The sequence below is a fragment of the Saccharopolyspora rhizosphaerae genome (assembly GCF_003931915.1).
GTDB classification, from domain to species: Bacteria; Actinomycetota; Actinomycetes; order Mycobacteriales; family Pseudonocardiaceae; genus Saccharopolyspora; species Saccharopolyspora rhizosphaerae.
Genome location: NZ_RSAA01000004.1, coordinates 36799 through 62429 on the forward strand (window position 1 = coordinate 36799; position 25631 = coordinate 62429).

Consider the following 25631-nt stretch of genomic DNA (forward strand, 5'->3'; position numbering starts at 1 on the left):
GTGGCGGACCGTGACGGCCCCTGATCACGAAGCCGATGTGCTGCGCGCCGGTGTCGCGGGGAACGCGACCGACGTGCCGGTGCCCGCTGCCGGGACGGCGCTGGACGACGCCCAGCGCCTGCAGCTGTTCGCCTACCTGCAGGCCCCGGAGCACCGCACGTACCTGGCGATCATGCGGTTGTTCACCTCGACGCTGCTCGCGGACCTCTCGGCCGGTGAAGTGGCCGCGGCCCTGGCGGCGGCCGAGCGCGAGGGCCGCGTCGCCGCCGGCGAGTCCGATGTGGACACCGTGATCGACCGGCTCAAGCAGCTGGTCAAGTGGGGCAACCTCGTCGTCGGGCGCCGCGAGACGATCGCCTCGAGCATCGCCGAGTTCCAACACGGCAGCGTCCGCTACCAGGTCAGCAAGCTCGCCGTCCGCGTCCAGCGCGACGTCGACGCGCTGCTGCGGGTGCCGGAGGGCGCCCGCGAGGTCTCCCGCGAGCTGCTGCCCGCGATCGACCGCGGTCTGGCCGGCATCGGCAAGGCCCTCTCCGAGGCGCTGGCCGCAGAACGCCACGACGCCGGCGCCAAGCAGGCCCGCCACGCCCGCGAACGGCTCGCCGAGCAGGTCACGACCGTGTTCCTGCAGCACGCCGAGCTCGCCGCCACGGTCCGCGACTTCTACGCCTACCTGGGCCAGGTCGTCACCCGCCACCAGCTCGCGCCGGAGGAGATCTCCGGCTTCCGCAACCTCTTGGTCGAGTACATCCAGATGGTCGTCGAGGACGTGCTGCGGCACACCGAGACCATCGCCGGTTCGCTGGCGGGCCTGACCGGGGCCCGCGACGACCTGCTGCGGCTGCTCGGCCCGGCCGACCAGCTGGGCACCGACGTCGAGCGGGCGCGCGGACGCACCCAGGCCGACTGGCAGGAGCTGACCGACTGGTTCGTCGACTCGCCCGGTCGTCCCAGCCAGGTCGCCGCGCTGCGCGAAGCCACCGCGCGGGCCATCGGTTCGCTGCTGGCCAGCGTCAAGCGCGCCACCTCCGGCGGCGGCCTCGTGCCGGGCAGGCGGGGCGAGTTGCTGAAGCTGGCGAAGTGGTTCGACCGCGCCGACGAGCGCAGCGCGCACCGGCTCTACGCGGCGGCTTTCGGCCTGCACTCGGCGCGGCACCTCCAGCCCGCGCCAGACTACGACTCCGACAACGACAAGGTGCCGTGGCGCGACGGGCCGGTGCAGGACGTGACGGTCAGCGTCCGCAGCCGTGGTGATCGCGGTGCGCGCGGACGCACCTCGCGGGTGCTCGACGACCCGATGACCGAGGAGACCCTGCTGCAGCAGGCCCGCCAAGCCGACCAGCGGCGCAGCGCGGCGGTCGCCGAGCTCGCCGGAGCGGGCGCGGATGTCGCCCGCAGCACGCTGTCGCCGGACGCGCTGGGGGTGCTTTGCGAGCTGCTGACGCTGGCGATGGCGCAGCGCGACAGCTCCGAGGACGAGGGGTCGGCGCTCGACCCGGTGCACCGGCTGCGCGTGACCGTCCGCCCGGAACCCGGCCGAGAGACCCGGATCCGCAGCGAAGCCGGTGAGCTGACGCTGCAGGACACGGTGCTGGAGCTGGCCGGTGACGGCGGCCTGCCCGAGTCCGAGGCCCCCGCCGCCCGAGGAGCCGCCCGATGATCTCGACGTTCGACGAGCTCCCCGACATCGACGCGGCGAACGTGGTGCGCTGCGCCCGGGTCCTGCTGCGCAGGCCGCTGCTGCGCGCCGACGGCCCGGACGGTGACCTGCTGCCGATGATCTACCGGCAGCGCGCCGCGCTGCAGGACGTCTTCTCCGGCCTGCTGGGGTACCGGCTCGTGGTGGAGCGCCGTTTCGCGCGGCTGTACAAGTCCGGGCCGGGCGAGGACGCCGGTCGCGGTGTGGAATCGCTGAGCCCGCGCGGCTACGCCTACTTCGCGCTGGCGCTGGCCGCGATGACCGGCATCGGCCGCCAGGTCCTGCTGTCCCGACTGGTCAGCGATGTGCGCGCGGCCGCGGCGGAGGCCGAGGTCGAGGTCTCCGACGACCCGGCGGACCGGCGCGCGCTCACCTCGGCGCTGCGGCACCTCGTCGCGCTGGGCGTGATCACCGAGACCGAGGGCTCGGTGACCGCCGAGTCGGCCGCCGAAGCGCTCATCACCATCGACACCGACATGCTGGGCCAGCTGGTGGCCGGCCCGCTGGCCGAGGCCGAGGACCCGCAGCAGCTGGTGGAGTTGGCCTCCGCCGCGGGACCGCGCCGGGTCGAGCACGCCGTGCGGCGCCGACTGGTCGAGGACCCGGTCGTGCTCTACGCGGACCTGCCGCCCGAGCAGGCGAACTGGCTGCGCGAGCACGTCGTCGGCGAATCCCGGCTGCTGGAGCGGTTCTTCGGGCTGGTTGGCGAGGTCCGCGCCGAGGGCGTGGTGGTCTGCGACCCGGAGGACTACCTCACCGACCTCGCCTTCCCCGGCCCCGCCACGGTCGCGCGCATCGCCCTGCTGGCGCTGCCGGAACTGCTCGACCGCGGCGAACCGGACTCCGCCGGCAGGCATCCGGTGAGCTGGCAGGACTTCGCCGACGTGTGCTCGGAGCTCGTGGACGCCTACCCGTCGGCGTGGTCGCGGCAGGCGACCGAGGACCACCAAGCCCTGGTGCGCTCGGTGATCGACCTGCTGACCAGGCTCGGCCTGCTGGCCGAGTCCGACGGGTCGTGGCTGCTGAGCCCGGCGGCGCACCGCTGGCTCCCGCAACCGGACGCGACACCGGCGCAACAGCAACGGGAATCCGAGCCGCCGGCACCCGAACCGCCGGGATGGTCACTGTTCGACGAGATGGAAGAGGCATCCCGGTGAGCCCACACAGCACCGAAGCGGCCGTGGCGGAGACCGCCCACCGGTGGCGACTGCACCGCGGCGGGATCGTCAACATCTGGCAGTACGCCGAGACGACCTTCGACCTCGACGGTGGGCGCGCGATCTTCCAGGGCACCAACGGTTCCGGCAAGTCCCGGACCCTGGAGCTGCTGCTGCCGCTGTGCTTGGACGGCGACCTGCGCCAGCTGGGCTCCAAGGGCTTCGACACGGTCAGCATCCGGCGGTTGATGCTGGACGAGTACCCCGGTGGGCCGAACCGGATCGGCTACGCCTGGATCGAGCTGCGCCGCGAGACGCCCGAGGGCGGCGAGGAGTTCCTCACCTGCGGCATCGGGGTGAAGGCGTCGAAGACCTCGCAGTCGATCAGCGACTCGTGGCGGTTCATCACCAGCCGCCGGGTCGGCCACACGCTGCACCTGGTGGGTGCCGACCGGGTTCCGCTGGGCGCGGCGCAGCTGCGGGAGCTGCTGGGCGCCGACTGCGTGCTCGACGACCAGTCGTTCCGCGCGAAGGTCGCCGCCACCGTCTACGGCGTGCCCGCCGCCCGCTACGGCGACCTGCTGCACCTGCAGCGCACCCTGCGCAACCCCGACGTGGGTCTGAAGGTGCTCGAAGGGCAGCTGGAGCAGATCCTCTCCGACGCGCTGCCGCCGCTGGACGCGGGTTTGATCGAGCGGCTGGCGACCTCGTTCGACGACCTGGAGTCGATCCGCGAGAACATCGTCCGGCTCACGGGCGCGGACAAGGCGTTGACCGCGTTCCTGTCCACCTACTCCGGTTACGCGTTCGGCGCACTGCGCGACCGGTCGGAGGCGATGCGCACCGCGCAGCAGAAGCTGGCGTCGCTGCGCGAGGAGCTGACCGGTCTCGAGTCGAAGTGCACCGCCAAGCGCGAGGACCGGGAGAAGGCCGAGCGCACCATCGCCGAGCTGGAGCAGCGCGAGAGCGAGCTGGAGTCCAGCATCGACGCGCTGCGCTCCCACCCCGCCTACTCGGAGCTGCAGAACCTCCGCGACCGCGAGAAGTTGGTCGAAAGCTCGCGCGCTGCAGCAGTTTCCGCGCTCGACACGGCGACGCGGCACCGGGCGCAGGAGACGCGCTCGGCGGAGTCGGTGCTGGGCGTGCTGCGCCGGCTCACCGGTGACGCCGAGGCCGCAGGCCACGCCGCGACCCGCGCCGGGCAGCAGCTGAGCACCGCGGGCCTGGGTGGCTCCGGTGTGCCGCACCCGCCGCCGGTCCCGGCGGCGGAGCTGGTCGCCGAGTCCGACCAGGTGCGCACCTCCCCAGAAGCGGACGCCGAACCGACCACTGTGGACCGCTACCGGCCGCCGCAGCTCGACGCCGACGCGCTGGCGGCCCAGTTCCGGGACGTGGTGGGCAGTTCCGCGCAGACCGCGACCGAGGCGCGGGACCGTGCCGCGCTGACCCTCGCGCTGCACCAGCAGGCCGTCGAGCTCGACGCCGAGCAGGCGCAGGTCACCGAGCTGCAGCGCAACGCCCGCCAGGCCCAGCTGACCTCGACCGAGGCGGCGGGCCGGCGCAACCAGGCCCAGCAGGAGCTCGCCGACGCCGCTGCGGTGTGGGTCGAGCTGGCCCGCAAGTGGGCCACCGAGTGGCCCGCCGCGACCGAGCAGCCCGCCCCGGAACCGCCGACCGTCGAGGACCTCAGCAACGACCGCGGTGCCAGCCGCAAGGCGCGCGAGCAGGCCCGGCAGTGGGCGCGTCCGCAGCTGCACGAGGCGCGGCGCGCGGTGTCGGCGGTGGAGCAGGAGATCACCGAGCTGCAGGCCGAAACCCGCGTGCGCGAGGAGGAGCTCGCCGAGCTGCGGGCCGGTCACGAGCGGCGGCCGGCACTGCCGTCGTGGGCCGAGGCCGAACGCGACCCGTCGCAGGGCCGCGCCTTCTACGAGCTGGTCGACTTCACCCCGTCGCTGAGCGACGCCGAGCGTGCCGGGCTGGAAGCGGCGCTGCAGTCCAGCGGGTTGCTCAACGCCTGGGTCACCGCAGACGGCCACGTGCCCGGCCTGGCCGACCTGCTGGCCGGCCCCGCCGCTCCGGTCGACCCGACGACCGGCGGCACGCTCGCCTCGTTGCTCACCCCGGCCGCCGTGGCGGACTCCCCGGTGCCGCCGGAGCGCGTCGCCGGACTGCTCGCGACGGTGTCCACCGGCGGAGGCACCGGGCTGTCCGTGTCCACCAACGGTTCCTGGAAGGCAGGGGTGCTCAGCGGCACCTGGCACAAGGACGCCGCCGAGTTCGTCGGCGCGGGCGCGCGGGAGGACGCGCGGGCGCGCCGGGTCGCCGAGCTGGAGGACGAGCTCGCGCGACTCCGCGAAGCGGTCGGTCAGACCGAACGGCGCCAGCGCGAGGCCGGGGAGCACGCGGCCGCCCTCGAGCAGCACGTGGAGGTCTTCCCCGACGACGGCGACCTGCTGACCGCGCAGGCGAAGCTGACCACCGCCCTCGAGACCGCCGAGGACGCCGAGCGGCAGGTCGTGCAGCTGCGCGAGCAGCACCTGGAGGTCGAGCAGCGCTGGCAGGCCGCGCAGAGCGAGCTGGTGCGCGCCGCGGGCGAGGCCGGGCTCCCCGCCGAGACGCAGGCGCTCGACGCCGCGCACCGGGCGGCCGTGGAGGCCCGCTCGGGCATCGACGCGCTGCGCGACGCCGTCGAATCCCGCTGCCTGCCCACGCTGGCCGAACTGCGCGAGATCTCGCTGCACCACGACGTCGCGGTCGCCGACCGGATGGAAGCCGAGTCGCAGGCGGAACGGCGCTGCGCCGAGTACGCCGAGCAGGCCAACGGCCTCGGCGAGCTGACCTCGGCGGTCGGTGGCGCGGCGCAGGAGATCTCCGACAAGGTCAGCGGTTTCGAGCGGGAGCGCGCCGAGCTGCGCGAGAAGCTGCCGCAGGAGCGCGAACGCATCAGCGCGCTGCGCGAGACCGCCGCGCGGCTGGAGACCCAGCTGGAGAACAAGCAGTCCCAGCTGGCCGGCCGGGAGCGGGACGCCGAGTCGGCGACCACCGCGTTCCGCCGGGCGTTGCAGATCCCCGGCCTGTGGGCGGCGGCGGAGGTCTCCTCCGAACCGCCGGGCGAGCTGTCCGACGCCGCCGAGCTGCTGGCCGGTTCGGACCGCAAGGGGTCGAACGAGTCCACCGTGCTCAACCGGCTGCAGACCCTGCAGCACTCGCTCAGCGGGAACTACGACATCTCGGCTGCCGACCAGGACGGCCTGCTCACGGTGACCGTCACCGGTGAGGAGGGCCCGCAGCCCGTCGCCGAAGCCGCGCGGCGGGTGTCCGAGAGGCTGGGTGAGCAGCGCGGGTACCTCAACGAGCGGTACCAGTCGATCTTCGCCGACTACCTGATCCGGGACCTGGCGGAGCGGCTGCGCGGGCAGATGACCATCGCCGAGGACCTGTGCCGGCGGATGAACGAGGTCCTCGACAGCGCCCGCTCCAGCCAGGGCGTGCACGTCCAGCTGGAGTGGCAGCCCTCGGCGGCGCTCGGCGACGACATCAAGCAGGCCATCGAGCTGGTGCGCACGCCGTTCGCCCACCGCAGCGAGGACCAGGACGCGTTGCTGCGGCGGGTGTTCACCGACCTCATCGAGTCCGAACGGGACAGCGCCTCGGGCGGGTACGCCGAGATCCTGGCCCGGGCGCTGGACTACCGGTCCTGGTTCGCCTTCACCGTGCGGGTCCGCGACACCGGCCCGGACGGCAAGCCCCGGGTCCGCCGCCTGCGGCAGCTGTCCTCGGGTGAGACGCGGCTGATCTCCTACGTGACGCTGTTCGCGGCAGCGGCGGCGTTCTACGACGCCGTCAGCGTGTCCTCGGACGGACGCGGCCCGCTGCGGCTCGTGCTGCTGGACGAGGCGTTCGAGCGGTTGGACGACCCGACGATCGCGCGGATGCTCGGGCTGCTGGTGGACTTGGACATGGACTGGCTGATCACGTGGCCGAGCGGCTGGGGCGTGTCGCCGAAGATCCCGAAGATGCACATCTACGACGTCCTGCGCCCGCGCAGCGGCCACGGCATCGCGACCACGCACACCACCTGGACGGGCACGGACCTGCAGCGTCCGAACACCTGACCAGCGATCCCAGAGGAGGTTCCGCCGTGGCGAGCACGGACGCGATCCGGGACGCGCTCGGCGGACCGGAGTTGCGCGGCCTGTGGGAGGCGGCGCGGGAGGCGCTGGCGTCCTCGAGGCCCACGTTCCGGCTGGAACTGCCCGACGACGCGACCCGCGCCGCGGTCGGGGAGCTCTACGGGCGGCCGATGTGGGGCGAGGGCACCCGGATCAGCGTGTCCAAGTTGGACGACGCGGTGCAGAACCGGTTCGGCGTCGGGATCTCCCAGGTCCTGGAGGCCCTGCACGGCTCGGTCGAGGTGGCCGGACCGGCTGCGGAGTTCGACGACGAGCTGCTGCCGGTCCTCGACGAGCACGGGTTGGCGGGCGCGTCGTGGGCCGGGCCGTGGCTGCGGTGGGTGCGCCAGTACGGCCGGATCGGCGAGGCCGAGCTGACCGGTATCGCGCACGCCGCCGCCCGCGTGCTGGCGTCGATGTCGCTGACCGAGCCGCCGCGCTCTTGGACCTCGCGCGCCACGCTGGCCGGGCGGACCGGGTTCCCGCACTCGCTGGACGACGGCACCGCGCTGAGCCGCGTGGTGCTCAAGGCCGCTTCGCTCGCCCAGGGCGTCGACCTCCCCGGCAACGAGCGCGACCGCCGCGCCCTCTGGGAGCGCTGCGGCGTCGCGCCCGACGCGGTGTCCGCGACGGTCCTGACCTGGGCGTTGCCGGTCTCCGGTGACGACGCCTGGTCGGCGGTTGTCCGCGCCCGCACCGAGCTCGGGCTCCCCGCGCACCTGACGCACCTGGACCTCGAGGCCGCCCCGTCACGGCTCGTGGCGTCCGGCACCCCGATCGCGGTCTGCGAGCATCCCCGCGTGCTGGAGGCGGCGGTCCGAGAAGGCCTGCGGCACCCGGTGATCTGCCTGAACGGGCTGCCGTCGACGGCAGCCCGCGAACTCCTCGAACGCCTGACCGCTGAGGGCGCCGTGCTGCACGTGCACGCCGACTTCGACTGGCCCGGCGTCGCGGCTGCCCTCACCGCCCAGCGGCACGGTGCGGTCCCCTGGCGCATGTCGGCCGACGACTACCGCGCGGCCCTCGACCGCGCGGCGCAGGACCGCACGGACCTCCCGAACCTCATCGGCGCACCCGTCCCCACTCCGTGGGACCCCCAACTGGCCGAACTGATGAGCACCACGGCCAGGGCCATCGAAGAGGAGCAGGCCATGCAACCCCTCCTCACCGACCTCCGCCAGGGCCTCTAGGAGCAATGCGGCGAAGCCGCCGTTCCCGGTGTGGCACTCAACCAGCACCAGCACGACCGCAGGGATCCACGCGGCCAGCGGCAGCAGCCGCTCCCCAGCTCGCACCAGCACGACCGCCGGGATCCACGCGGCCCACGGCGGCAGCCGCTCCCCCAGGTGCGGAACTCAGCTCGCACCGCCGCAGGTTCTGAGCGGCTTCGTGGCGAGTACGCCACGACGCCGTGTACCGGCCGTGCACCAGGAGCGGCGCACGGAGTCCTCGGAGCCGCTCAGGTCCTGCCACCCGCACCGCTCAGCCAGACCACGGACACCTAGAACATCCTGTACATGACGTGGAGTCCTACGTAGCCGTGCTCCGGGTGCCGGAAGGCCTCCGGCAGCGTCGCGACGATCTCCATGCCCAAGGACTTCCAGAGGTCCACGGCGCGGGTGTTGGTCTCAACGACCGCGTTGAACTGCATGGCGCGGAAGCCGTCTGCCTGAGCGCGGTCCAGCACGTGCCGCCCCAGGGCGCGGCCGACGCCTCGTCCGGCCGCGTCCGGGTCGACCATGAAGCTGGCGGTCGCCACGTGCGCTCCCGGTCCTTCCCGGTTGGGGCCGGAGATCGCCGTGCCCAGCACGCGCCCGCCGTCCACGGCCACGACGGTCCGCGCGGGTGGCGCGGGGAACCACCGCTCCCTCGCGCGCTGCTCGTCGAGGTCGCGCTCGTACGAGAACGTCTCCCCCGCGGCGATGATCCGCTGCATGAACGGCCAGATCTCCGCCCAGTCGGCGGCCTCGGCTTCCCTGATCTCCATGCCCCCAGCCTCGACGATCGGGCTCGCCGGTGCCAGGGCTTTTTCCCGGAGTGCCGTTCTGCCCGGTTCAGGTAGCTTCCCCGTATGCCGTTGGTCGTGGAGTTCGCCGCGCAGGAGCCGGAGCGCCTGGCGACGTGGTGGGCCGAGGTGCTGGGCTGGACCGTCGTGGGAGGGACGGAAGTCCGCCCCGACGGTCCCGGTGTCCCGTTGCGGTTCGTGCCGACGTCCGACACCAAGGACGGGCAGAACGACGTGCACCTGGACCTGCGCAGCGAGACGCACGGGGAGCAGAACCACATCGTCGAGCGGCTGTTCAACCACGGTGCCCGGTTCGCCGACATCGGCCAGAGCACCGAGGTGCCGTGGGTGGTCATGGCCGACGTCGAGGGCAACGAGCTGTGCGTGCTCGAACCTCGCAAGATCTACGCCTGCACCGGCCCGCTCGCAGCGGTCGTGGTCGACACCACCGACCCGCGTGAGCAGGGCAGGGCGTGGGCCGACGAGCTCGACTACGACGTGGTCATCGAGCAGGCCGAGTTCGTCTCCCTGCGCCCGCCCACGGGCGAGGGCCCGCACCTCGAGTTCCTCCACAACGAGCACCCCAAGCCAGGAATGCTCCGCGTCGTCCTCGGATAGGGGGGAGGCGTCGCTCCGCGTGGCGGTGTGGACAGGAGCAGGAGGGCACAGCGGCTCCGTGGCTCTCTGCGCCACTCCCTGGAGTACGGCGGGTGCACGGCGTCACGGCGCGCTCGCCACGGAACCGCTCAGGAACTGCGGCGGTGCCGGCTGTGTCCCACACCTGGAACAGCGGCGTCGCTGCACTTGAACAGCGAGCACCGTCAAGCGAGGTGATCCCGAGCAGGTCTAAGCCGGTTCGATGATCTTCACTCCGTGGAGCCGGCGGATGAAGTCGGCGCCGAAGGCTGTGGCGGGGGTGTGGGCGCCTGGGGCCGGAGCGTCGGCGACGAGGGCGCTGACCGAGCGCAGGACCGCGTCGGCGGTCATGTCGTAGGTGTCCGGCCCGATGAGCGCCGCGGAGACCGAGCGGCCCTCGGCGTCGGTGGCCTCGGCGAAGACCTCGACCCAGCTGTGCTGCCGGGTCGCTCGCCCCGGGCCCTTCACGAAGGCTCCGATGGCGGCCTTGCCCGCGCGCTGGACCGGCGCGGACCCGAGCACCTTCTGCCCGAGCTTGCCAACCCCGTCGCCGACCTCCGGCACGGGCAGCCGGGCGAACGTGGTGATGGTGCCGATGCCGGTGCTGCGGTAGGCGGTCGCGACATCGCCCCACGGCAGCGAGGTCACCTGGCGCGGTCCGGACGGGAAGGCCACCTCGCGGCGCCGCCACGCGAGCGGGACCGTGCGCAGCTCGCCGTCGACGCGAGCGCGCCCGCCCAGCGCGGCGCCTTCGAGAGCGCTCTTCAGCGTGCCGGGGCTGATCCGCCCGCCCGCCTGGAAAGCGAGGTCGAGATTGGTCGCGCCGGGCAGTTCGGCGGCGACCATGGCGGCGAGGCAGTCGGTGGGCACCACGTCGAAGCCGGACCCGGGCAGCAGCACCACTCCGGCCGCGCGGGCGTCCTCGTGCCGGGCGAAGATCGATTCGAACACGTCGATCTCGCCCGTGATGTCCAGGTAGTGGGTGCCTGACCGCAGGCACGCCTCGACCACCGGCGCAGCCGTCGCCGAGAACGGTCCCGCGCAGTGCGCGACGACGTCGATGTCGTGCAGCATCTCGGCGACCCGGGCGGGCTCGGAGAGGTCGAAGATCCGCGACTCCAGCCCGCGCGGGGCGGCGAACGCGGCCACCTTGCCCGGGTCGCGACCGGCGACCACCGGCCGTTCCCCGCGCTCCACCGCCAGGTCGGCCACCAGGCGGCCGGTGAAGCCGTTCGCGCCGTAGATCATCCAGGTCATCGCGTTCCCTTCGCCGTCCTCACCCCCGCTAACGAACACCGCTCAGAGCGGTCACGGGTTGCCTGGGCGTCGCCGATCACCCGTTCAGCGCGAGCACGGAGTCGACGATCAGCCAGCCGCCGAAGAGCACGAACAGGGCGGTGGCGCCGTAGCGGACGGCCTTCTCCGGCAGGTGCCGGCCCAGCAGCAGGCCCACTCCGATGGCCAGCGCGTCGGCCAGGACCATGCCGACCGTCGAGCCGATCCAGGTGCCGAGCCAGTCGTAGTTGGTGGCGAGGGTCACCGTCGCGAGCATCGTCTTGTCGCCGAGCTCGGCCAGGAAGAACGCCAGCGTGACCACGAGCACCGCGGAGCCGAACTTGCGGTTGGCCTTCTGCCGCTCCTCCTCGGTGAGGTGGTCGCCACGCAGCGTCCAGGCCGCGAAGAACAGGAACGCGATGCCGGCGACGAGTGCGATCCACTCGGTCGGCAGCAGTTCGCCGAGGCCGAACCCGAGAGCCACCGAAATCGCGTGCACAACGGTCGTGGCGACGGTGATGCCGAGCAGCACCTGCCACCACCGGTATCGAGTGGCGAACGTCATCGCCATCAATTGCGACTTGTCGCCCAGTTCAGCCACGAAGATCGCCGCAGAACTCAGCGCAACGCTGCCCAGCACGATGCGGAAAAACCACCTTCCAGAGGACTCCGAAGGTCTCGTCCACCTCGAACGCAAGGCTCGCGACCGGGTGCGAAATTGTTGCACCAGCATGTCGACCGCGAATTCGCGGACTACTCCCCTTCAACCGCGAATCGACGCTACCGGAAACATCGAATGCGGTGAAGATCGGGGCGCGTAGCAATTCGCATTTCCATTCCGCCAAATGCTCCTTTCGGCATGCCGCAAATCCAGGTGCGCCAGCGCGACGAGAGCGGGCTCACCCCCAGCCCGGGAAGACCCGCGGGCCCCTCGCCGTTGAAAGGGGCGGTCGATGCGTTCCGTGTCCCCGGGCCTCACCCATCGCCTTCGCGGAACACCGTCCGGCAGGAGCCGCGTCGCGCCACTCGCCGAGAGGCGACCGACGCATCGACCCCCACACCCACCACGCGGCCGCCGCTCCCTCTCCTCGGAGCGACGGCCGCACCGGTGTGCGTCACCAACGGGTCCGAGCCAGCGGCAGGTCCAGCATCCTGGTGGGCGGGCGAGACAGCGCTGCACGCGCCTGCCGGCCCCTCGACTCGACGAGAGCGGGCTCACCCCCAGCCCGGGAAGACCCGCGGGCCCCTCGCCGTTGAAAGGGGTGGTCGATGCGTTCCGTGTCCCCGGGCCTCACCCATCGCCTTCGCGGAACACCGTCCGGCAGGAGCCGCGTCGCGCCACTCGCCGAGAGGCGACCGACGCATCGACCCCCACACCCACCACGCGGCCGCCGCTCCCTCTCCTCGGAGCGACGGCCGCATGGTTCGCCAGAGCCTTCAAGAGCTGGCCGAACGGCTGGGCTGGGGGCACCGCTGTCCCACCGGCGCGCGGCCGCCGGGACAGCTGCGCAGCCCGAATGTCGTTTTGGCACAACACGGTTTGATAACAGCGCGCACGTAACCTCTTTCGGGTACCGATCGAGGCGAGGTGGTTTCAAACCGGTGATCCGCCCCTAGGATCACGCCGCGTGATGCCTCCGTTGAAAGCTGTTGCAGAGGGCCACCGGCGGCTGCTCGGCCTCACCGCCACGCTCACCGATGAGCAGGTGGCCGCCCCCTCACTCCTGCCTGGCTGGTCCCGCGGGCACGTGCTCGCACATCTCACCGACAACGCCCGCGCCTACGCGCGGGTGTGCTCGCTCGCGCTCAACGGCGAGCTCGTCGATGCCTACGAGGGCGGCCAGGCCGAGCGCGACGCCATCGTCGAAGGGCTCTCCGGCGGGAACGCTTTTTCCCACCACGACGGTCTGAACCGCCACATCGGCGTGCTCGAAGCCGTCTGGTCGCACGCTTCCCCCGCCGACTGGGAACGCCCGGTGCGCTACCGCAACGGCGACCTGGCCGGGATCGTGCACATGCGCTGGCGCGAGGTGTGGATCCACCTCGTGGACCTGGACCTGGGCGTCGGACCGCAGGAGTGGACCGAGGAGTTCTGCCACCACACCATCGAATTCCTGCTGCCCAGGCTGCCTTCCGGGGTCGCGCTGCGGCAGACCGATGGCCCGCGGCGCTGGTCCGCCGACGGTGAGATCAGCGCGGTGGCCGACGTCGAGATCACCGGCCGGGCGCACGACCTGGCCGCATGGCTGGCCGGGCGCTCTCCGCAGCGCCTGCCCTCCGGAGACCTGCCCGAACTCGGCCCGTGGCCGCCGCACCCGGCACCGGCGGACCGCTCGCACCTCGCCGCCGGCTAGGCCCGCTCGCGAGGTGCTCGCCACGGCACCGCTGGAGGACCTGCGACGGAGGCAGGCCTGGGCTCCACACCGGGAGCAACGGCCGGGACCAGACCACGTGGGTTCTCCAGCGGTGCTGCGGCACCACGCGGAGCACCGGCGCACACGTGGATCGCCTCCGGTCTTCCGCGGTCAGTCCAGTCCTGCGAAGAGGTCCGTCTCCCAGCGGGAAGGGCCCTCGCCCGGGCCCCGCTCCCCGCGGACCAAGACGTAGTGCTCGCGGCCGAACTCGGGGTCGTTGACCATCTTCGCGAAGAAACCGTCGTCGTCGATGTTGACCTGGCTGCGGTAGGCGCGCAGGGCGGCGAGCTTGTGGGCGTGGAACTCCCGGCCGTCGATCTGAGCGGTCAGCTCCTCGTCCGGAACGGTGCTCGGTTCGAAAGCCGCGACGGCCTCCTCGGACAACAAGCCCTCGTCCACCGCGCGCTTGAGCAGCGAACGCGGCATCGCCGTCCAGTACACCTTGGGCACGTCCCAAGCCTCGCCGAGCTCCGGCTCGTAGGACGGGTCGGCGGCGGGTTCGAGGGCGCCCATCAGCGCCTTGTTGGCGGCGATGTGGTCCGGGTGGCCGTACCCGCCGTTCTGGTCGTAGGTGACGGCGACGTGCGGACGTTCAGCGCGCAGCACGGCGACCATCGCGCGGGTCACCTCGGCCGGATCGGCGGAGGCGAAGGCGCCCGCGGCGTGGTTGGTGTCCTCACCGGCCATGCCGCTGTCGTGGAAGCGGCCGGGACCGCCGAGCCAGTGGTGCTTGATGTCGCCGAGTTCGTCCAGCGCGCGCACGATCTCGCCGCGCCGGTGCTCGCCGAGCTCCTGCGGCTTGTCGCGCAGGTGCGCGAGGTCGTCGGCGATGACCTCGCCCAGCTCACCACTCGTGCAGGTCACGAGGCTCACGGTGGCGCCTTCGGCGCTGTAGCGGGCCATGGTCGCGCCGGTCCCGGTCGCCTCGTCATCGGGGTGGGCGTGGACCAGCAGCAGTCGGCGTTCGCTCATGTCCTCCGAGCGTAGCGACTGGCACCGACACTGGTCGGCGATGTGGTGTTCGTCGCTGCCTCACGGCGCCTTCGGCACCAGCACCACCCAGACCTGCCCGGGCGCGAACTGCACCGGCTCGCCCGCTTCGGTGGTGTAGGTGGTGCCGAGCTCGGGGGCCGGGCGGTCCCAGTGCGCGTTGAACTTCAGACCGTCGCGCAGCACCACCGCCCGCCCGCTGCCCACGGTCTCGGCGAACGGTGAGACGTTGCCCCCGACGTCCTGGAACGGTGAGCTGAACACCGGAACCTCTTGCAGCACAACGGTGCTCGCAGCACCGGGTCCGCTGTCGGTGGTCACGTAGGGCTTGCCGTCCATCGACACCAGCCAGCGCCCGCCGTCCCAGTCGAACCCGATGCGCGCGTAGCGGTAGGCGATCTCCTCGTGCCCGGTGGGCACACCACCCGCCGCCGGAGCCGGACCGAACACCAGCGGAGCGGCCGGCGACCAGCCCGCACCCGGTGGCAGGCGGTCGGTGCGCGCGAAGAGGTTGTGCGGCGCCCGGCCCGGCCCCCGGTAGAACGCGCCGGGAAGGGTCTGCTGCGAGGCGTTGGTGACCGAGGAGCGGCCGATCTCCGGCAGCAGTTCCGGTGCGGCCCCGGAAAAGGCGAGCGTCGGCCGGCCGAACTGGGGCAGCAGCCGCAGGTCGGTTTGGCGCGCGCTTCGGACCGGCCCGACCACAGGCGGTGTGTGCGAGGCGAAGATGCCGATCAGGCGGCTGATCCCGGCCTCGACGGGTTCCACGTAGATCATGTCCGCAGCGCCGGTCCCGGTGTGCGGACGCGCCTTCGGCGCGTTGTCGATCTTGACCGCGAGCACCGGCGGTCCGGGTGGCGGTGGAGGCGGGGGCGGCGGCTCAGGGGCGGGTTGCGGCACCGGGTCGAGGGTCGGCAAGGACACCGTCTCGGTCGGTTGCACCGCCAGTCCGGCGGCCACCAGCAGGATCGCCGACACCAGCGTGCCGACCACGCGCACAACCCACATCGCCCCTCCACCGCGTAGCCTCGCCCGGCCGGTGGACGAGGACAAGCGGCCGAACGGCCCAGCTTCAGGGCTGCTGGCGCACGATCTCCTCGATGGTGGTGGCGATCTGGGACTCGCTCGTCCGCTTGTCGATGCCGAGGCCGGCGAGGATGCCGTCGCCGTCCTCGTGCTCGAGCAGGGCGAGCAGGATGTGCTCGGTGCCGATGTAGTTGTGGCCGAGCCGCAGGGCTTCCCGGAAGGTCAGCTCCAGGACCTTCTTGGCGTCGGCGTCGAAGGGCACCAGCGCGGGCAGCTCCTCGACGGCCGCGGGCAGCGCTGAGGTGGCGGCGTCGCGGACGGCGTCGAGCGCCACGCCCTGGGCCTGGACCACCTTGGCGGCCACGGCGTGCTCCTCGCCGAGCAAGCCGAGCACCAGGTGCGCGACGCGGATCTCGTCGTTGCGGGCCTCGTGGGCGGCGTTCTGCGCGAGCACCACGACGTTGCGCGCGCGTGGCGTGAACTTGCCGAAACCAGCGCTGGGATCGAGCCCGGCCTCCTCAGACCCCTTGGCCACGAACCGCTTCTGCGCGGCCTGCTTCGACACCCCCATGCTGCGGCCGATGTCGGTCCAGGACGCGCCCGTGCGACGGGCCTGGTCGACGAAGTGCCCGATGAGGTGGTCGGCCACCTCACCGAGGTGCTCGGCGACGATCACGGCGCCCTCGAGCTGGGCGAGCGGTTCGTCGTTGGCCTTCTTGATGCCGTCGATGAGGTCGTCGAGCCGGATGGTCGGGATCTCGTTCTTGTCAGCCATGCGTCAACCATAGGTTGACGAGGAAGCAGCGTCAACCTCATGTTGACGCCATCGACCGTGCGGTCGGACGGCGGTAGCGTTCGAGCTACGGGGGAGGTGAGCGCATGCGCGAGGAAGCGGAATCGGAGTGCCGCGGCTGCGGCGGCACCGGCAACATCAAGGTGGCCCGCCGGTTCATGGCTCTCGACACCGGTGAGGTGTCCACGGTGATGGCCTTGGGGCGCTGCCCGTACTGCCGGGAAAACCCGGGCCGACAGCGGGGCGGTGGGCCTCCCGTGTGAGGATCAACCCATGTCGGACGAGGGTGGCGACAACGCCGGTATCGACGCCAACGGCCCCAACGCGCTGTGCTCGTCGTGCGGGGGCCTCAAGAAGATCAGCGAGCCGCGCCTCTACATGATCCAGGCCACCGAGGAGATGCAGACCGGCATGACCATGGCCGAGTGGCGAACGTGCCCGCAGTGCACCGGCAAGGGCTACCGCCGCGGCATCAACCCTCCTGCCTGATCCACGGTTTCGGGAGGACGGGCCGCGCGGAGGCGGGGGGTCGCTCCGCCCGGCCCGTCCCCTCCCCACCGGGAGGCACGAGTCGGGCCCCCGGGGGGAGAGGGCCCCGGCTCGCTCCCTCGCTGGCCGGGGGCCGACTGGGGGGTTCGGCCCTCGCTCGGCCAGTCGAGCCGCTAGCACGGCCCGCACTCCTCCCCCTCAGAGGTCCCACGACGGGGAGGAGGGTCGGAAAGGCGTTGTCACGCGCGGTCGCGGTGGTGACGGGGGCGGCGTTGCGCACCTGCCCAGGTGGCCGGCTCCCCGCGGAGGCTTCCCACTACGCCGTGGAAGCGCTTCATCCATCATGCCGGATCGCACGCGCGTTCGGACCCGCCGACTACGGATAGTCACATCACACGTCATGCCCGTCACACAGGCGCAACTCCGAGCCACCGCCACATCGTCGGGCCGGACGCAGGACGGGCACCCGGCGGCCCCAGGTGCCCGCTGCTGACGACGCCGGTCAGATCCCGCAGTCGGGCGCGGACCAGGTGTCGGCTCCACCGGCGACGTGGACGTGGTCGTCGTGCCCCGGGTAGCCCGGGCCGAGGATCTCACCGAAGCCGTGGTTGCGCGCCTGCTTCGCCAGGGCGCAGAAGCCCTGCGACCCGGCGCCCAGATCGGCGGCGTCACCGTGGAGGTGGCGGCTGTTGGGGGCCCCGCCGACGGAGTCGTTGCAGGACACGCTGCGGAAGCCGCCGTTGACCTGGATCGGCGCGTCACCCAACGCGTGCCGCATCGCCTGGAGCTTCCACATCGTCACCAGTGCGTTGGACCTGGCCTCCGAGGCCGAAACCTTGCCGCCGGACCAGTCGGAGTTGCAGTTGTTGAGCTCGGAGTAGTCGAAGTGGGCGGGCGAGCAGTCGTCGTCTTGCAACTCGTAGATCTTGGCGAAGGTGGACTCGCCCGCGGCTCCGTCGGCGGGCAGACCGTACGCCTCCTGGAACCGGGCGACGGCGTCCTTGGTGCCCGGCCCGAAAACGCCGTCGATGGCGAGCTTTCCGCCGCTGCCCGGATAGCCGGCGACCCGGATCTGCAAGTTGCGGACGTCGTCACCGGAGTCGCCTTCGCTGAGCGACTTGCTCCAGGTGTAGCAGCCGTCGGCCTTCGGCGCGGGCGCCGCGGGTGCGGACACCGCGACGGGCGCGACGAAGGTCGCGGCGGCACCGGTCACGAGTGCAGCTGCCACACCGGCTGATCGTGTGCTCTTCATGCGGGAACACCTCTCGCTGCGAGGGAAGGACTTGCAGCTGCGGATGTTTCCGGAAGAACCCCACGAACTAGTGCTGTTGTCAGGAAATCACCAAAAAAGGCACAACGCGGTCGAACCCGGCCGTCCAGACGGCCGATCCACCACGACACCGGCGAACCGACACGACCCCGAGCAACCCCTACCCGACCACGACCCCGTCCGCGGACCGCACGAGATCACCGGCACCCGCTCGGTGAGAACGTCAACGACAGGAGCAGGCCCCACCACGCGACAACCGCCCGGTTCCACGGAGGGCCCGCCGCGCCACGACGTGCACACCCCACCAACACGCGCGCTCCTCCCGGGAAGGCCGGGCGTGTCTCTCCTGGTCACAACTCCGCTCGTTTCGAACTTCGCGCGGAATTCGACGCCGCCTCGTCCAGGCGGAAGTTCGCGCGAAGTTCGACCCCCAAGCCTCCAAGGAACTAACAGTGAGGCGAGAACCGCCCCCACTCGACGCAAGACCACTCCCCTCCCCCGAGGACCGCGAACCCGCGAACCCGCGAACCCGCGAATCTGCGCCATCCCGCGGAAGACCCGTCCAACTCGCTCGAGAACCGCCCCCCACGGCACGCCCCTGAACCCCATGAGAGGCCGTGAACCCAACGAGACGACCGTGACCCCAGCGGAGGGACCGCGGGCTCGGGTTCTCGGTTGTCGTGAGGGGCGAGGGTCGGGAGGAGTTCTCCTCCGGCGGAGCGGTCACCCCAGCGAGACGACCGCAGACCCTCACGAGACGACCGGGCACCCTGCCGAGATCCCGCGTCACCCCGTGGATACCGCGCCACCTACGCCGCCTCTCGCACTGCCTCACCAACGCGCGCCCTTGTGGGAAGCCCGGGCGTGTCTGCCCTGGTCACGTCCCCGCGTGTCGAGGTTCGCGCGAAGTTCGGTGGCGCATCGGCAGAGTCGAACCCGAGCGAACCTCGACCCTCACGCCTCCAGGGACGACCCTCAGGCCTCGCGGGGACCACCCCCAGGCCTCCAGGGACGACCTTCAGGCCTCGAGGGGACAACCCCCAGGCCTCCAGGCACGACCTTCAGGCCTCGCGGGGACGACCCCCAGGCCTCAGGGACGACCTTCAGGCCTAGAGGGGACGGACGGTGAGGATCTGCTCCGCGTGGCCGACGGGCCCGTCGACGTCGTGCAGGTCGGTGCTGGTCAGGCCCTGCCCACGGGCGCCGAAGGTGACCTTGGTGTCCAGCCCGGTCCACTCGCCCGAGGGCTGCCGGTGGAGGTGGAGGGTGAGGTCGACGTTGGGGAACATCCACTTCGTCGGTTCCTGCCGCACGGCGATGCCGTTGGCGGTGTCGATGAGCGCGACGAACGAAGCCAGCGGGCTCACCTCCTCCCCCACGACGAGCTCGTGCCCGGTGGTGACCCACGCGGTGGTCCGGCCCGGCCGCGGTTCACCGACGACGCGGGTGTGCAGCGATTCGATGAAGCCGCCGGACCACACGGACCCCATCGGCCACGGCTCCAGCTCGTTCGGGGGCGTCAGCGAGGCGGGCTCCCCACCGGCGACGACCTCGGTGTCCACCTCGGCGAGCAGCCACGCGCGCGCCCGCACGACCGCGCGTCCGCCGATGACCACGGTCGCCTCGGTGAGCTCGATGGTCCGCCCGGGGCGCACGGTCTCGACGTGGATGTCGAACTCCTCCAGCGCGATCTGCCCGAGGATGTCGAAGCTGATCCGGCTCATCACCAGGTCGGGACGGCCTTCAGCGGTTCTGGCCTGCTCGATCGCGTGGACGATGAGCCCGCCGAGCGGGCTGAAGTGCTGCTCATCCGCGCGCCAGGCCCCACCGACGTGCGCGGTCGGCTTGTACCGGCCGTCTCCCACGCGTGCGAAGTACCCGTCCCCCACCGTCGCGACCAACGAACTGCGCTCCCCCGTTCAGCGGAAATGTGCCGTCCCAGGATAGGGAGCAACCGGCCCCGGGGGACCCGAACAGGACCGGGATCACGACCGGGCGCGTGCAGCCGGGCGTGGTCCAGTGGAGCGCGCAGCGGAGCCGCGGGGCCGGGTCCACCGCACACCAGGCAGCGACGCCCCTCGCGGTCCGGCCCACTCCTCGCAGGCGTGGGGGACTGCGCCACGGTCGGAGCAGTGTGCCTGGAACCACCCGAGGCTGCGGGGCACGGCGCAGCGCGCACGGGTGACCCGGACGGCCGAACGGGTCGATCAGCGCAGGTCGCGGCGCATGAGGACTCGTGGGTGCCCGGCCAGCACGGAGCTGGTGCCGGTGACGTAGGTGAACCCGGCGCGCTCGAAGTTCGTGCGGATCCCGGCGTAGGCCATGGTCAGGTCGACCTTCGCGCCGCCGTTGTCGAGCGGGTACGCCTCGACCGCCGGGGCGCCGTGGGACCGGGCGAACTCGACGGCTCCCTCGATGAGCGGGTGCGAGAGGCCCTTCTTCCGGTAGCCGGGGCGCACGCGGACGCACCACAGCGACCACACGGGGAGGTCGTCGACCCAGGGGATCTTGCGGTTGCGCGCGAAGGTGGTCTCCGAGCGCGGGGCGACGGCGGCCCAGCCCACCGGCTCGTCGTCGGAGTACGCGAGCACCCCCGGTGGCGGATCCGCGCGGCACAGGCCGGCGACGTACTCGCCGCGGGCCTCGCCGCGCAGCTCGTTGTTGAGCTTCGACGGGATGCGGTAGCTCAGGCACCAGCAGACGTTGGCCCCGGCGGACTTCGGACCGATCACGACGCGGACGTCGTCGAAGACGGCAGCAGGGCGGATCTCGATGGCCACGACGTCACTGTGGCACGAACCGGCGCGCCCCACGATCGATGCGCGGTCCCGGACCGGTGGACGTGATGAGCAGCGCCCTAGCGGGCGGAACGGACCAATTCCCCTGGTCGTATCGCGGGTGCGGGCAGATGCTGCGGCAATGACGACCCGCGCACCCCTGAGCCGAACCGATCACACGATGCCGCCCGGGCTGCTGCAGCGGTTCCGCGTGCAGGTCGAGCGCCGGTCGTCCGGGCGAGTGCTCGACATCGGGGCGCGCGACCTCGACGAGCTGCCCGCCTACCAGTACCTCAGCCACCTGGCGCTGGTGGACGCGGGCTCGGAGATCCGCGAGACGCGCCTGCCGCTGCCGGCCGAGAAGAGCGACGCCTCGCCGGACGACCTGCCGTTCCCCGACCGCTCGTTCGACGTCGTCGTGTGCCGGTTCGTCCTGCACCGCGCGGAGGACCCGGCGCGGGTGGCCTCGGAGATCGCCCGGGTGCTCCGCCGGACCGGCCAGCTGCTGTTCGTCGACATCGCGGGTGGCGTGAACGGGCTCGACGTCCTGACCCACCTGCGGCTCGGCGGGCTCGTCACGCACGACGTCGACTCGTCACGTCCCCGTGGGAATCCGCGGTCAACGCTGGTGCAGGGCATCGCGGCGCACCTGCCCCCGCAGTACGTGCGGGAGTTCGCGTGGCTGTCGGGAGGCGCCCGAACAGGAGAACACCATGACGCGGAAAGTCGCGGACTGCAGGAGAACACCTAGCGAGAGCGGCTGCTCGCTGACGATCGCCGGCGAGGAGGACGAGGTCGTCCGCGCGGCCGTCGAGCACGCGGTGTCGACGCACGGGCACTCCGACACCCCGGAGTTGCGCGAGCAGATCCGCGCCGTGCTGGAGGACGAGGTCGAACCGGGCTCGGCGAGCCTGCGGTTCGTGCAGCTCATCGAGTTCCGGACCCGTCGCGCCGACGAGCTGAACAAGCTGGTGGAGGAGTGGGAGAGCCGCGCCGGCGGGAAGCGAGCGGCCACCCGCGCCCTGCTCACGCACTCCCACGAGCAGCCCGACGTGTACTACGAGTTCATCGAGTTCCCCTCGTACGACGAGGCGGTCGACGCCCACATGCCCGAGGCCGACGAGCTCTCCCAGCGGATCCGCGACCTCTGCGAGGGAGAACCGACGTTCCACACCCTCGACGTCGTGCGGCCCCACGAGCTCTGACACACCCTGCTTGTTCTGGAGCAGATGCTCCACTACTCTGCTCGCCATGCCACGCCCCCGCCTGCACGACCTCGACCAGGCCCTCGACGTGGCCGAACGGCTCGTCGCCGAAGGCGGGCCGGGAGCGCTCACGGTGCGCGCGCTCTCGGCAGCGACCGGAGTTCCCAACGGGGCGATCTACCACGGTTTCGGCTCGCTGGCGGCGTTGCGCGGGCGGTTGTGGCTGCGGGCCGCGGTCGACTTCCTGGACCTGCAAGCGCAGCTCATCACGCAGGCGCTGGACGCGGGATCGCCGCCCGACTCGGCCGTGAACGCGGTGATCGCTGCCGCCGACGCTCCCGCGGCGTTCGCCGACCAGCGCCCGGCCGCCGCCCGGATGCTCATGACGGTGGACCGGAACCAGCTGCTCGGGCCCGAACTTCCCGATCAGCTCGCGGATTCGTTGCTGGACTTGGACCGGAGGCTGGTGTCCGAGGTGCTCTGCCGCCTGGCGGTGGCGCTGTGGGGGCGACGGGACGACGAGACCGTCGAGGTCATGACGACCTGCGTCGTGGACCTGCCGACGGCGTTGCTGCGCCGAGCGTTCCACCAACCCGGCCCGGACGGCTCGGTGCGGATCAGCGCCGACCGGCGTGCCCGTCTCGCCGCGGCCGTGCGCGCGGTGCTCCACGACGCACCACCCACCCGCCAGCCACCCCGACCTGCAGGAAGTTGCACATGACCACTCGCGCGACGCCCCCGCACCACCCACCGGAACTGCTCAGCGGAGCGAAGCAGATCTCCGTCGGTCCTGGCCTGACCGGCCTGCTCTGGACGCGGGTGAGCACGCAGCTCACCAGCTCCGCTCGGCAGCACCTGCGCGGGACGTTCCCGGCCGCTGCGGTCCAGGCGTTCACCGCGACCACCGAGGACTACTGGCTGAACTGGCTCTCCGACGAGAACCTGGACCGGTTGGACGGCCTGGTCATCGTCGTCGACGCCGACGGCTTGCCGATCGCCTGGGTCGCGAGCAACGACCGGGAGCTCGGCGGCCGCAGGTGCTTCTACGCCAACTCGGCGGGCGTCCACCCCGACCACCAGGGCACCGGCATCACCAGCAGGATCTGGCGGGTGCTGCTGCGCGCAGCGATCATCAAGGCCGCACCACGCACCCTCCACGCGGTGATGCGGACGGCGAACCCGCTGGTCTACGGCGCGTGGTCGTCGGCCGCCGGTCGCACCGGCACCACATGGCCCGCGCCCGGGACCGAGGTGCCGGAGCACGTCCGCCAGATCTCCGTGGACGCCGCCACCGAACTGGGCCAGGCCGACCGGCTCGACCCGAGGACGTTGGTCATCAGCGAGGCGTACGACGACACCGAGGCCGGCTTGTGGACGCAACGTCCCACCTCGGACCGGGCGGACGTCGACGCCTGGTTCGACTCGATCCTCGGGCCTCGCGATGCGATCGTGCTCGTCGTCGCGTTCCACCCGCTGCGCATCCTGGTGGACGAGGCCCGGCGGGACCTCCGCCGCACCCTCGGACTGCGCCCCTCCCGTTCCCGCAGCTCCCGCGCCTGAGCAGCCCCGAAGCGCCGAGCGCGTCGCAGGACGCGAGTGGCGTCGTGGACCATGGGACGGCCACGATGACCGGCGTTGAGGAGGGACCGGGTGTCAGGGCAGTTGTGGGCCTTCATCGGAGCGTGCTTGGCCGTGATCGTCGTTCCGGGCCCCGACCTCGCGTTGCTGCTGCGCAACGCCGCTGTCGCCGGTCGATCCGCGGCGTCGGCGACGGCCTGCGGGATCATGACGGGCAACACGATCCTCGCCACAGCCGCCGTGGCAGGGTTGACCGCCCTCCTGCAGGCGTCGGGCCCGCTCTACAACGGCCTCCGCCTCGTGGGCGCGGCGTACCTCATCTACCTGGGCGTGCGCGCACTGATCGACCTCACCCGCAGGCGCCCCGCACCCGCCGAGCCGCAGTCGGTTCCGGTCGCCCCTGCCCTGCCGGGACGGCTCGCCTTCCGCCAAGGCCTGCTCAGCAACCTGCTCAACCCCAAGGTCGCCGCCTTCTACCTCGCGCTGTTCCCCCAGTTCAGCCTGCCCGGGATGCCGACGCTGGCGCAGCACACCCTGCTCGCAGGGCTGTTCTGCTTGCTCTCGCTGATCTGGTACGTCCTGCTCATCGCGGTCCTCGGCCGCGTCCAGACCTGGCTGCAGCGGCGGACGGTCCAGCGCAGCATCACCGGCGCCTCCGCAGCTGCCCTCATCACACTCGGCACCGGCCTGGCCCTCCAAGGCTGACCGCAGATGACTTCTCGCCTCGCCCGGAGTCCCACCCTCGAGACGGGCGATCCGGGTGGGAGGAACGATGACCATCGAGGCGAACGGCGTCACGCACGGGGTCGAGCACTTCGGCGACGCGAGGGCACCGCTGGTCCTGTGCGCGGGAGGGACGACGATGCTCTCCTGGCCGGACGCGCTCTGCGAGGGCCTCGCCCGGGGTGGACGGCACGTCGTTCGCTACGACCTGCGTGATTCCGGTACGTCGACGACGGTCGACCCCGGCGCACCGGCGTACACGCTGCGCGACCTCGCCGCCGACGCCGCGGCCCTCGCCCGCGAGCACGACGACCGGCCGGCGCACCTGGCGGGCGTCGGCGTCGGCGGCATGGTCGCCCAGGTCGCGGCACTGGAGCACCCCGAGGCGTTCGCCGCCCTGACCCTCGTCGGAACTCGGCCCGTGGCCCCAGGCCCGGTCGACGACGACCTCCCCGACCACGACGCGGAGGCGATGGGTCGACTGTTCGCGCGCACTGCCCCCGACTGGTCCGACCGCCAGGCGGTGGCGGAGCACGCTGCCGGTGAGGCTGTGATCCTCGGCGACGACCCGGAGACCGCCCGAGTCCTCGCCCAGCGCATCTGGGACCGCACGCCGAGCAGGCTCCCTGCGGTGCACCAGGCCAACCAACTGGGCGCCGTCTTCGCCGCACTGGACTGCGCGCCGCGCTGGCGCGAGCGGCTTCCCGAGCTGACCTTGCCGACCCTGGTGGTGCACGGCCGCCGCAACCTGTTCTTCCCCATCGGCAACGGTGAAGCGCTCGCTCACGAGGTCCCGGGCGCACGGCTCCTCGTGCTCGACGACGCCGCCACGGCAATCCCCGACGCGGCCGCCGACGCGGTCGTGGCGGCAATGCTGGACCTCTGGCCCGCCCCCACACGGGTCTAAGGACCGGCTCTCAGTGACAGGTCCAGGGCCGTCATGAGCTGGGCGACCCTGTTCTTCCCGGTGGGCGCTGCGGGATAGCGGCGGAGGACGTCGACGAGTCCCGGTGTCGCGCGCCGACCGGCCCGCTCGACGCACCGGTCACCCACAGCCGGAGCACCACCTGCGGCCAGTTCCGCCGCCCGCGCCGCGTGCGCGGTGGCGCGCAGGATGTGCCCGACCTGGCTCGCTCGCGCCAGGGGGTGGAGGTACGCGGCAGCGGCGGCATCGCCGGCGGCGTGCGCAGCGTGCTTCGCGGCTTCGGCGACGGCGTCCTTGGCCGCTCGGTGCGCGTCCACCGCCGCGACCCGCTGCAGCGTCGTCCGGTCAGCCCCCACCGCGAAGCTCCGAGCAGCGTCGACGGCGACCCGAGGCCTCGGGTCGCCGGGACGGTCTGCCTCGAAGAGCTGCAACACCTCCCCAGCGCTCCCCGCGGCGAACCGAGCCACCACCCGCAGGTCGTCCATGCTCAACTCGACGTC

24 protein-coding genes are annotated in these 25631 nt (G+C 72.1%); 14 read left to right on the forward strand and 10 right to left on the reverse strand.

Going from position 1 to position 25631, the window contains the following annotated elements:
- Window positions 1-10: 10 nt before the first annotated feature.
- From EIL87_RS03580 to EIL87_RS03595, 4 genes are read left to right on the forward strand one after another with little or no spacing between them, the layout of a single operon-like run.
- A complete protein-coding gene (locus tag EIL87_RS03580) occupies window positions 11-1660 on the forward strand; it encodes a TIGR02677 family protein (protein ID WP_125088709.1) in 1650 nt (549 codons plus the stop codon).
- Entirely contained in the window at window positions 1657-2856 is a 1200-nt protein-coding gene (locus EIL87_RS03585) for a TIGR02678 family protein (RefSeq protein ID WP_125088710.1), read from the forward strand. Before EIL87_RS03580 ends, EIL87_RS03585 begins: the two co-directional genes overlap by 4 nt.
- Window positions 2853-6971 (forward strand): TIGR02680 family protein, encoded by a 4119-nt coding sequence (locus tag EIL87_RS03590; RefSeq protein WP_233575997.1) that lies wholly within the window; start codon window positions 2853-2855, stop codon window positions 6969-6971. Before EIL87_RS03585 ends, EIL87_RS03590 begins: the two co-directional genes overlap by 4 nt.
- 26 nt (window positions 6972-6997) lie before the next feature.
- Window positions 6998-8218, forward strand: a complete 1221-nt coding sequence (locus tag EIL87_RS03595; protein WP_233575998.1) for a DUF2399 domain-containing protein — start codon at window positions 6998-7000, stop codon at window positions 8216-8218.
- Between the two features lie 311 nt (window positions 8219-8529).
- On the opposite strand, the gene EIL87_RS03600 is transcribed toward EIL87_RS03595, so the two are convergent.
- A complete protein-coding gene (locus EIL87_RS03600) occupies window positions 8530-9015 on the reverse strand; it encodes a GNAT family N-acetyltransferase (RefSeq protein ID WP_125088712.1) in 486 nt (161 codons plus the stop codon).
- 84 nt (window positions 9016-9099) lie between these two features.
- Between EIL87_RS03600 and EIL87_RS03605 the strand changes: the two genes are divergently transcribed.
- Entirely contained in the window at window positions 9100-9651 is a 552-nt protein-coding gene (locus EIL87_RS03605; protein ID WP_125088713.1) for a VOC family protein, read from the forward strand.
- Between the two features lie 228 nt (window positions 9652-9879).
- Here EIL87_RS03605 and EIL87_RS03610 read toward each other — a convergent pair whose 3' ends face one another.
- Complete coding sequence (locus tag EIL87_RS03610) at window positions 9880-10926, reverse strand: saccharopine dehydrogenase family protein (protein ID WP_125088714.1); 1047 nt, start codon at window positions 10924-10926, stop codon at window positions 9880-9882.
- Between the two features lie 76 nt (window positions 10927-11002).
- Window positions 11003-11584 (reverse strand): TMEM165/GDT1 family protein, encoded by a 582-nt coding sequence (locus EIL87_RS03615; RefSeq protein WP_233575999.1) that lies wholly within the window; start codon window positions 11582-11584, stop codon window positions 11003-11005.
- Window positions 11585-12575: 991 nt separating this feature from the next.
- Between EIL87_RS03615 and EIL87_RS03620 the strand changes: the two genes are divergently transcribed.
- A complete protein-coding gene (locus EIL87_RS03620) occupies window positions 12576-13298 on the forward strand; it encodes a maleylpyruvate isomerase family mycothiol-dependent enzyme (RefSeq protein ID WP_125088934.1) in 723 nt (240 codons plus the stop codon).
- Window positions 13299-13469: 171 nt separating this feature from the next.
- Here EIL87_RS03620 and mshB read toward each other — a convergent pair whose 3' ends face one another.
- From mshB to EIL87_RS03635, 3 genes are all read right to left on the reverse strand, one after another.
- Entirely contained in the window at window positions 13470-14312 is an 843-nt protein-coding gene (mshB, locus tag EIL87_RS03625; RefSeq protein WP_125088935.1) for an N-acetyl-1-D-myo-inositol-2-amino-2-deoxy-alpha-D-glucopyranoside deacetylase, read from the reverse strand.
- A 78-nt stretch (window positions 14313-14390) separates the two neighbouring features.
- A complete protein-coding gene (locus EIL87_RS03630; RefSeq protein WP_233576000.1) occupies window positions 14391-15353 on the reverse strand; it encodes a DUF3048 domain-containing protein in 963 nt (320 codons plus the stop codon).
- Window positions 15354-15417: 64 nt separating this feature from the next.
- Window positions 15418-16146: a Clp protease N-terminal domain-containing protein gene (locus EIL87_RS03635; RefSeq protein WP_125088716.1), complete on the reverse strand. Its 729-nt coding sequence runs from the start codon at window positions 16144-16146 to the stop codon at window positions 15418-15420.
- A gap of 104 nt (window positions 16147-16250) precedes the next feature.
- Here EIL87_RS03635 and EIL87_RS26725 point away from each other — a divergent pair, with 104 nt between their 5' ends.
- The gene (locus EIL87_RS26725) at window positions 16251-16427 is read left to right on the forward strand and encodes a hypothetical protein (RefSeq protein ID WP_158628575.1); all 177 of its coding nucleotides are present in this window, start codon (window positions 16251-16253) and stop codon (window positions 16425-16427) included.
- 10 nt (window positions 16428-16437) lie between these two features.
- Window positions 16438-16653 (forward strand): hypothetical protein, encoded by a 216-nt coding sequence (locus EIL87_RS03640; RefSeq protein WP_125088717.1) that lies wholly within the window; start codon window positions 16438-16440, stop codon window positions 16651-16653.
- Between the two features lie 502 nt (window positions 16654-17155).
- Here EIL87_RS03640 and EIL87_RS03645 read toward each other — a convergent pair.
- The 3 genes from EIL87_RS03645 to EIL87_RS03655 all read right to left on the reverse strand — a co-directional run bounded on the left by EIL87_RS03645 (window position 17156) and on the right by EIL87_RS03655 (window position 20703).
- Complete coding sequence (locus EIL87_RS03645) at window positions 17156-17905, reverse strand: D-Ala-D-Ala carboxypeptidase family metallohydrolase (protein ID WP_125088718.1); 750 nt, start codon at window positions 17903-17905, stop codon at window positions 17156-17158.
- A 1127-nt stretch (window positions 17906-19032) separates the two neighbouring features.
- Window positions 19033-19824, reverse strand: coding sequence for a thioesterase family protein (locus EIL87_RS03650; RefSeq protein WP_125088719.1), 792 nt, complete (start codon window positions 19822-19824; stop codon window positions 19033-19035).
- 306 nt (window positions 19825-20130) lie between these two features.
- Window positions 20131-20703: a GNAT family N-acetyltransferase gene (locus tag EIL87_RS03655; RefSeq protein ID WP_125088720.1), complete on the reverse strand. Its 573-nt coding sequence runs from the start codon at window positions 20701-20703 to the stop codon at window positions 20131-20133.
- 178 nt (window positions 20704-20881) lie between these two features.
- On the opposite strand from EIL87_RS03655, the gene EIL87_RS03660 reads away from it, so the two are divergent.
- From EIL87_RS03660 to EIL87_RS03685, 6 genes are all read left to right on the forward strand, one after another.
- The gene (locus tag EIL87_RS03660) at window positions 20882-21451 is read left to right on the forward strand and encodes a class I SAM-dependent methyltransferase (RefSeq protein ID WP_158628576.1); all 570 of its coding nucleotides are present in this window, start codon (window positions 20882-20884) and stop codon (window positions 21449-21451) included.
- Window positions 21414-21905 (forward strand): DUF1059 domain-containing protein, encoded by a 492-nt coding sequence (locus EIL87_RS03665; RefSeq protein ID WP_125088722.1) that lies wholly within the window; start codon window positions 21414-21416, stop codon window positions 21903-21905. The genes EIL87_RS03660 and EIL87_RS03665 overlap by 38 nt, the downstream gene beginning before the upstream one ends.
- 46 nt (window positions 21906-21951) lie before the next feature.
- On the forward strand, window positions 21952-22626 hold the full coding sequence (locus tag EIL87_RS03670) for a helix-turn-helix domain-containing protein (protein ID WP_125088723.1): 675 nt from the start codon (window positions 21952-21954) through the stop codon (window positions 22624-22626).
- Window positions 22623-23465 (forward strand): GNAT family N-acetyltransferase, encoded by an 843-nt coding sequence (locus EIL87_RS03675; protein ID WP_125088724.1) that lies wholly within the window; start codon window positions 22623-22625, stop codon window positions 23463-23465. The genes EIL87_RS03670 and EIL87_RS03675 overlap by 4 nt, the downstream gene beginning before the upstream one ends.
- A 90-nt stretch (window positions 23466-23555) precedes the next feature.
- Window positions 23556-24188: a LysE family translocator gene (locus tag EIL87_RS03680; RefSeq protein ID WP_158628577.1), complete on the forward strand. Its 633-nt coding sequence runs from the start codon at window positions 23556-23558 to the stop codon at window positions 24186-24188.
- Between the two features lie 67 nt (window positions 24189-24255).
- Window positions 24256-25113 carry an alpha/beta fold hydrolase gene (locus EIL87_RS03685; protein WP_125088726.1) on the forward strand — a complete coding sequence of 286 codons (858 nt, stop codon included), beginning with the start codon at window positions 24256-24258 and terminating at the stop codon, window positions 25111-25113.
- On the opposite strand, the gene EIL87_RS03690 is transcribed toward EIL87_RS03685, so the two are convergent.
- Window positions 25110-25616: a putative immunity protein gene (locus EIL87_RS03690; protein ID WP_199740253.1), complete on the reverse strand. Its 507-nt coding sequence runs from the start codon at window positions 25614-25616 to the stop codon at window positions 25110-25112. The genes EIL87_RS03685 and EIL87_RS03690 overlap by 4 nt on opposite strands.
- Between the last annotated feature and the right edge of the window lie 15 nt (window positions 25617-25631).

What these genes read in the sequence shown, in the direction of transcription:
- EIL87_RS03610 (WP_125088714.1), bottom strand. Translation starts at nt 10,926, where the DNA reads ATGACCTGGATGATCTACGGCGCGAACGGCTTCACCGGCCGCCTGGTG.
- EIL87_RS03585 (WP_125088710.1), top strand. Translation starts at nt 1,657, where the DNA reads ATGATCTCGACGTTCGACGAGCTCCCCGACATCGACGCGGCGAACGTG.
- EIL87_RS03645 (WP_125088718.1), bottom strand. Translation starts at nt 17,905, where the DNA reads ATGAAGAGCACACGATCAGCCGGTGTGGCAGCTGCACTCGTGACCGGT.
- EIL87_RS03690 (WP_199740253.1), bottom strand. Translation starts at nt 25,616, where the DNA reads ATGGACGACCTGCGGGTGGTGGCTCGGTTCGCCGCGGGGAGCGCTGGG.
- EIL87_RS03635 (WP_125088716.1), bottom strand. Translation starts at nt 16,146, where the DNA reads ATGGCTGACAAGAACGAGATCCCGACCATCCGGCTCGACGACCTCATC.
- EIL87_RS03600 (WP_125088712.1), bottom strand. Translation starts at nt 9,015, where the DNA reads ATGGAGATCAGGGAAGCCGAGGCCGCCGACTGGGCGGAGATCTGGCCG.
- EIL87_RS03685 (WP_125088726.1), top strand. Translation starts at nt 24,256, where the DNA reads ATGACCATCGAGGCGAACGGCGTCACGCACGGGGTCGAGCACTTCGGC.
- EIL87_RS03620 (WP_125088934.1), top strand. Translation starts at nt 12,576, where the DNA reads ATGCCTCCGTTGAAAGCTGTTGCAGAGGGCCACCGGCGGCTGCTCGGC.
- EIL87_RS03675 (WP_125088724.1), top strand. Translation starts at nt 22,623, where the DNA reads ATGACCACTCGCGCGACGCCCCCGCACCACCCACCGGAACTGCTCAGC.
- EIL87_RS03605 (WP_125088713.1), top strand. Translation starts at nt 9,100, where the DNA reads ATGCCGTTGGTCGTGGAGTTCGCCGCGCAGGAGCCGGAGCGCCTGGCG.
- EIL87_RS03670 (WP_125088723.1), top strand. Translation starts at nt 21,952, where the DNA reads ATGCCACGCCCCCGCCTGCACGACCTCGACCAGGCCCTCGACGTGGCC.
- EIL87_RS03640 (WP_125088717.1), top strand. Translation starts at nt 16,438, where the DNA reads ATGTCGGACGAGGGTGGCGACAACGCCGGTATCGACGCCAACGGCCCC.
- EIL87_RS26725 (WP_158628575.1), top strand. Translation starts at nt 16,251, where the DNA reads ATGCGCGAGGAAGCGGAATCGGAGTGCCGCGGCTGCGGCGGCACCGGC.
- EIL87_RS03660 (WP_158628576.1), top strand. Translation starts at nt 20,882, where the DNA reads ATGCCGCCCGGGCTGCTGCAGCGGTTCCGCGTGCAGGTCGAGCGCCGG.
- EIL87_RS03665 (WP_125088722.1), top strand. Translation starts at nt 21,414, where the DNA reads ATGACGCGGAAAGTCGCGGACTGCAGGAGAACACCTAGCGAGAGCGGC.
- EIL87_RS03630 (WP_233576000.1), bottom strand. Translation starts at nt 15,353, where the DNA reads ATGTGGGTTGTGCGCGTGGTCGGCACGCTGGTGTCGGCGATCCTGCTG.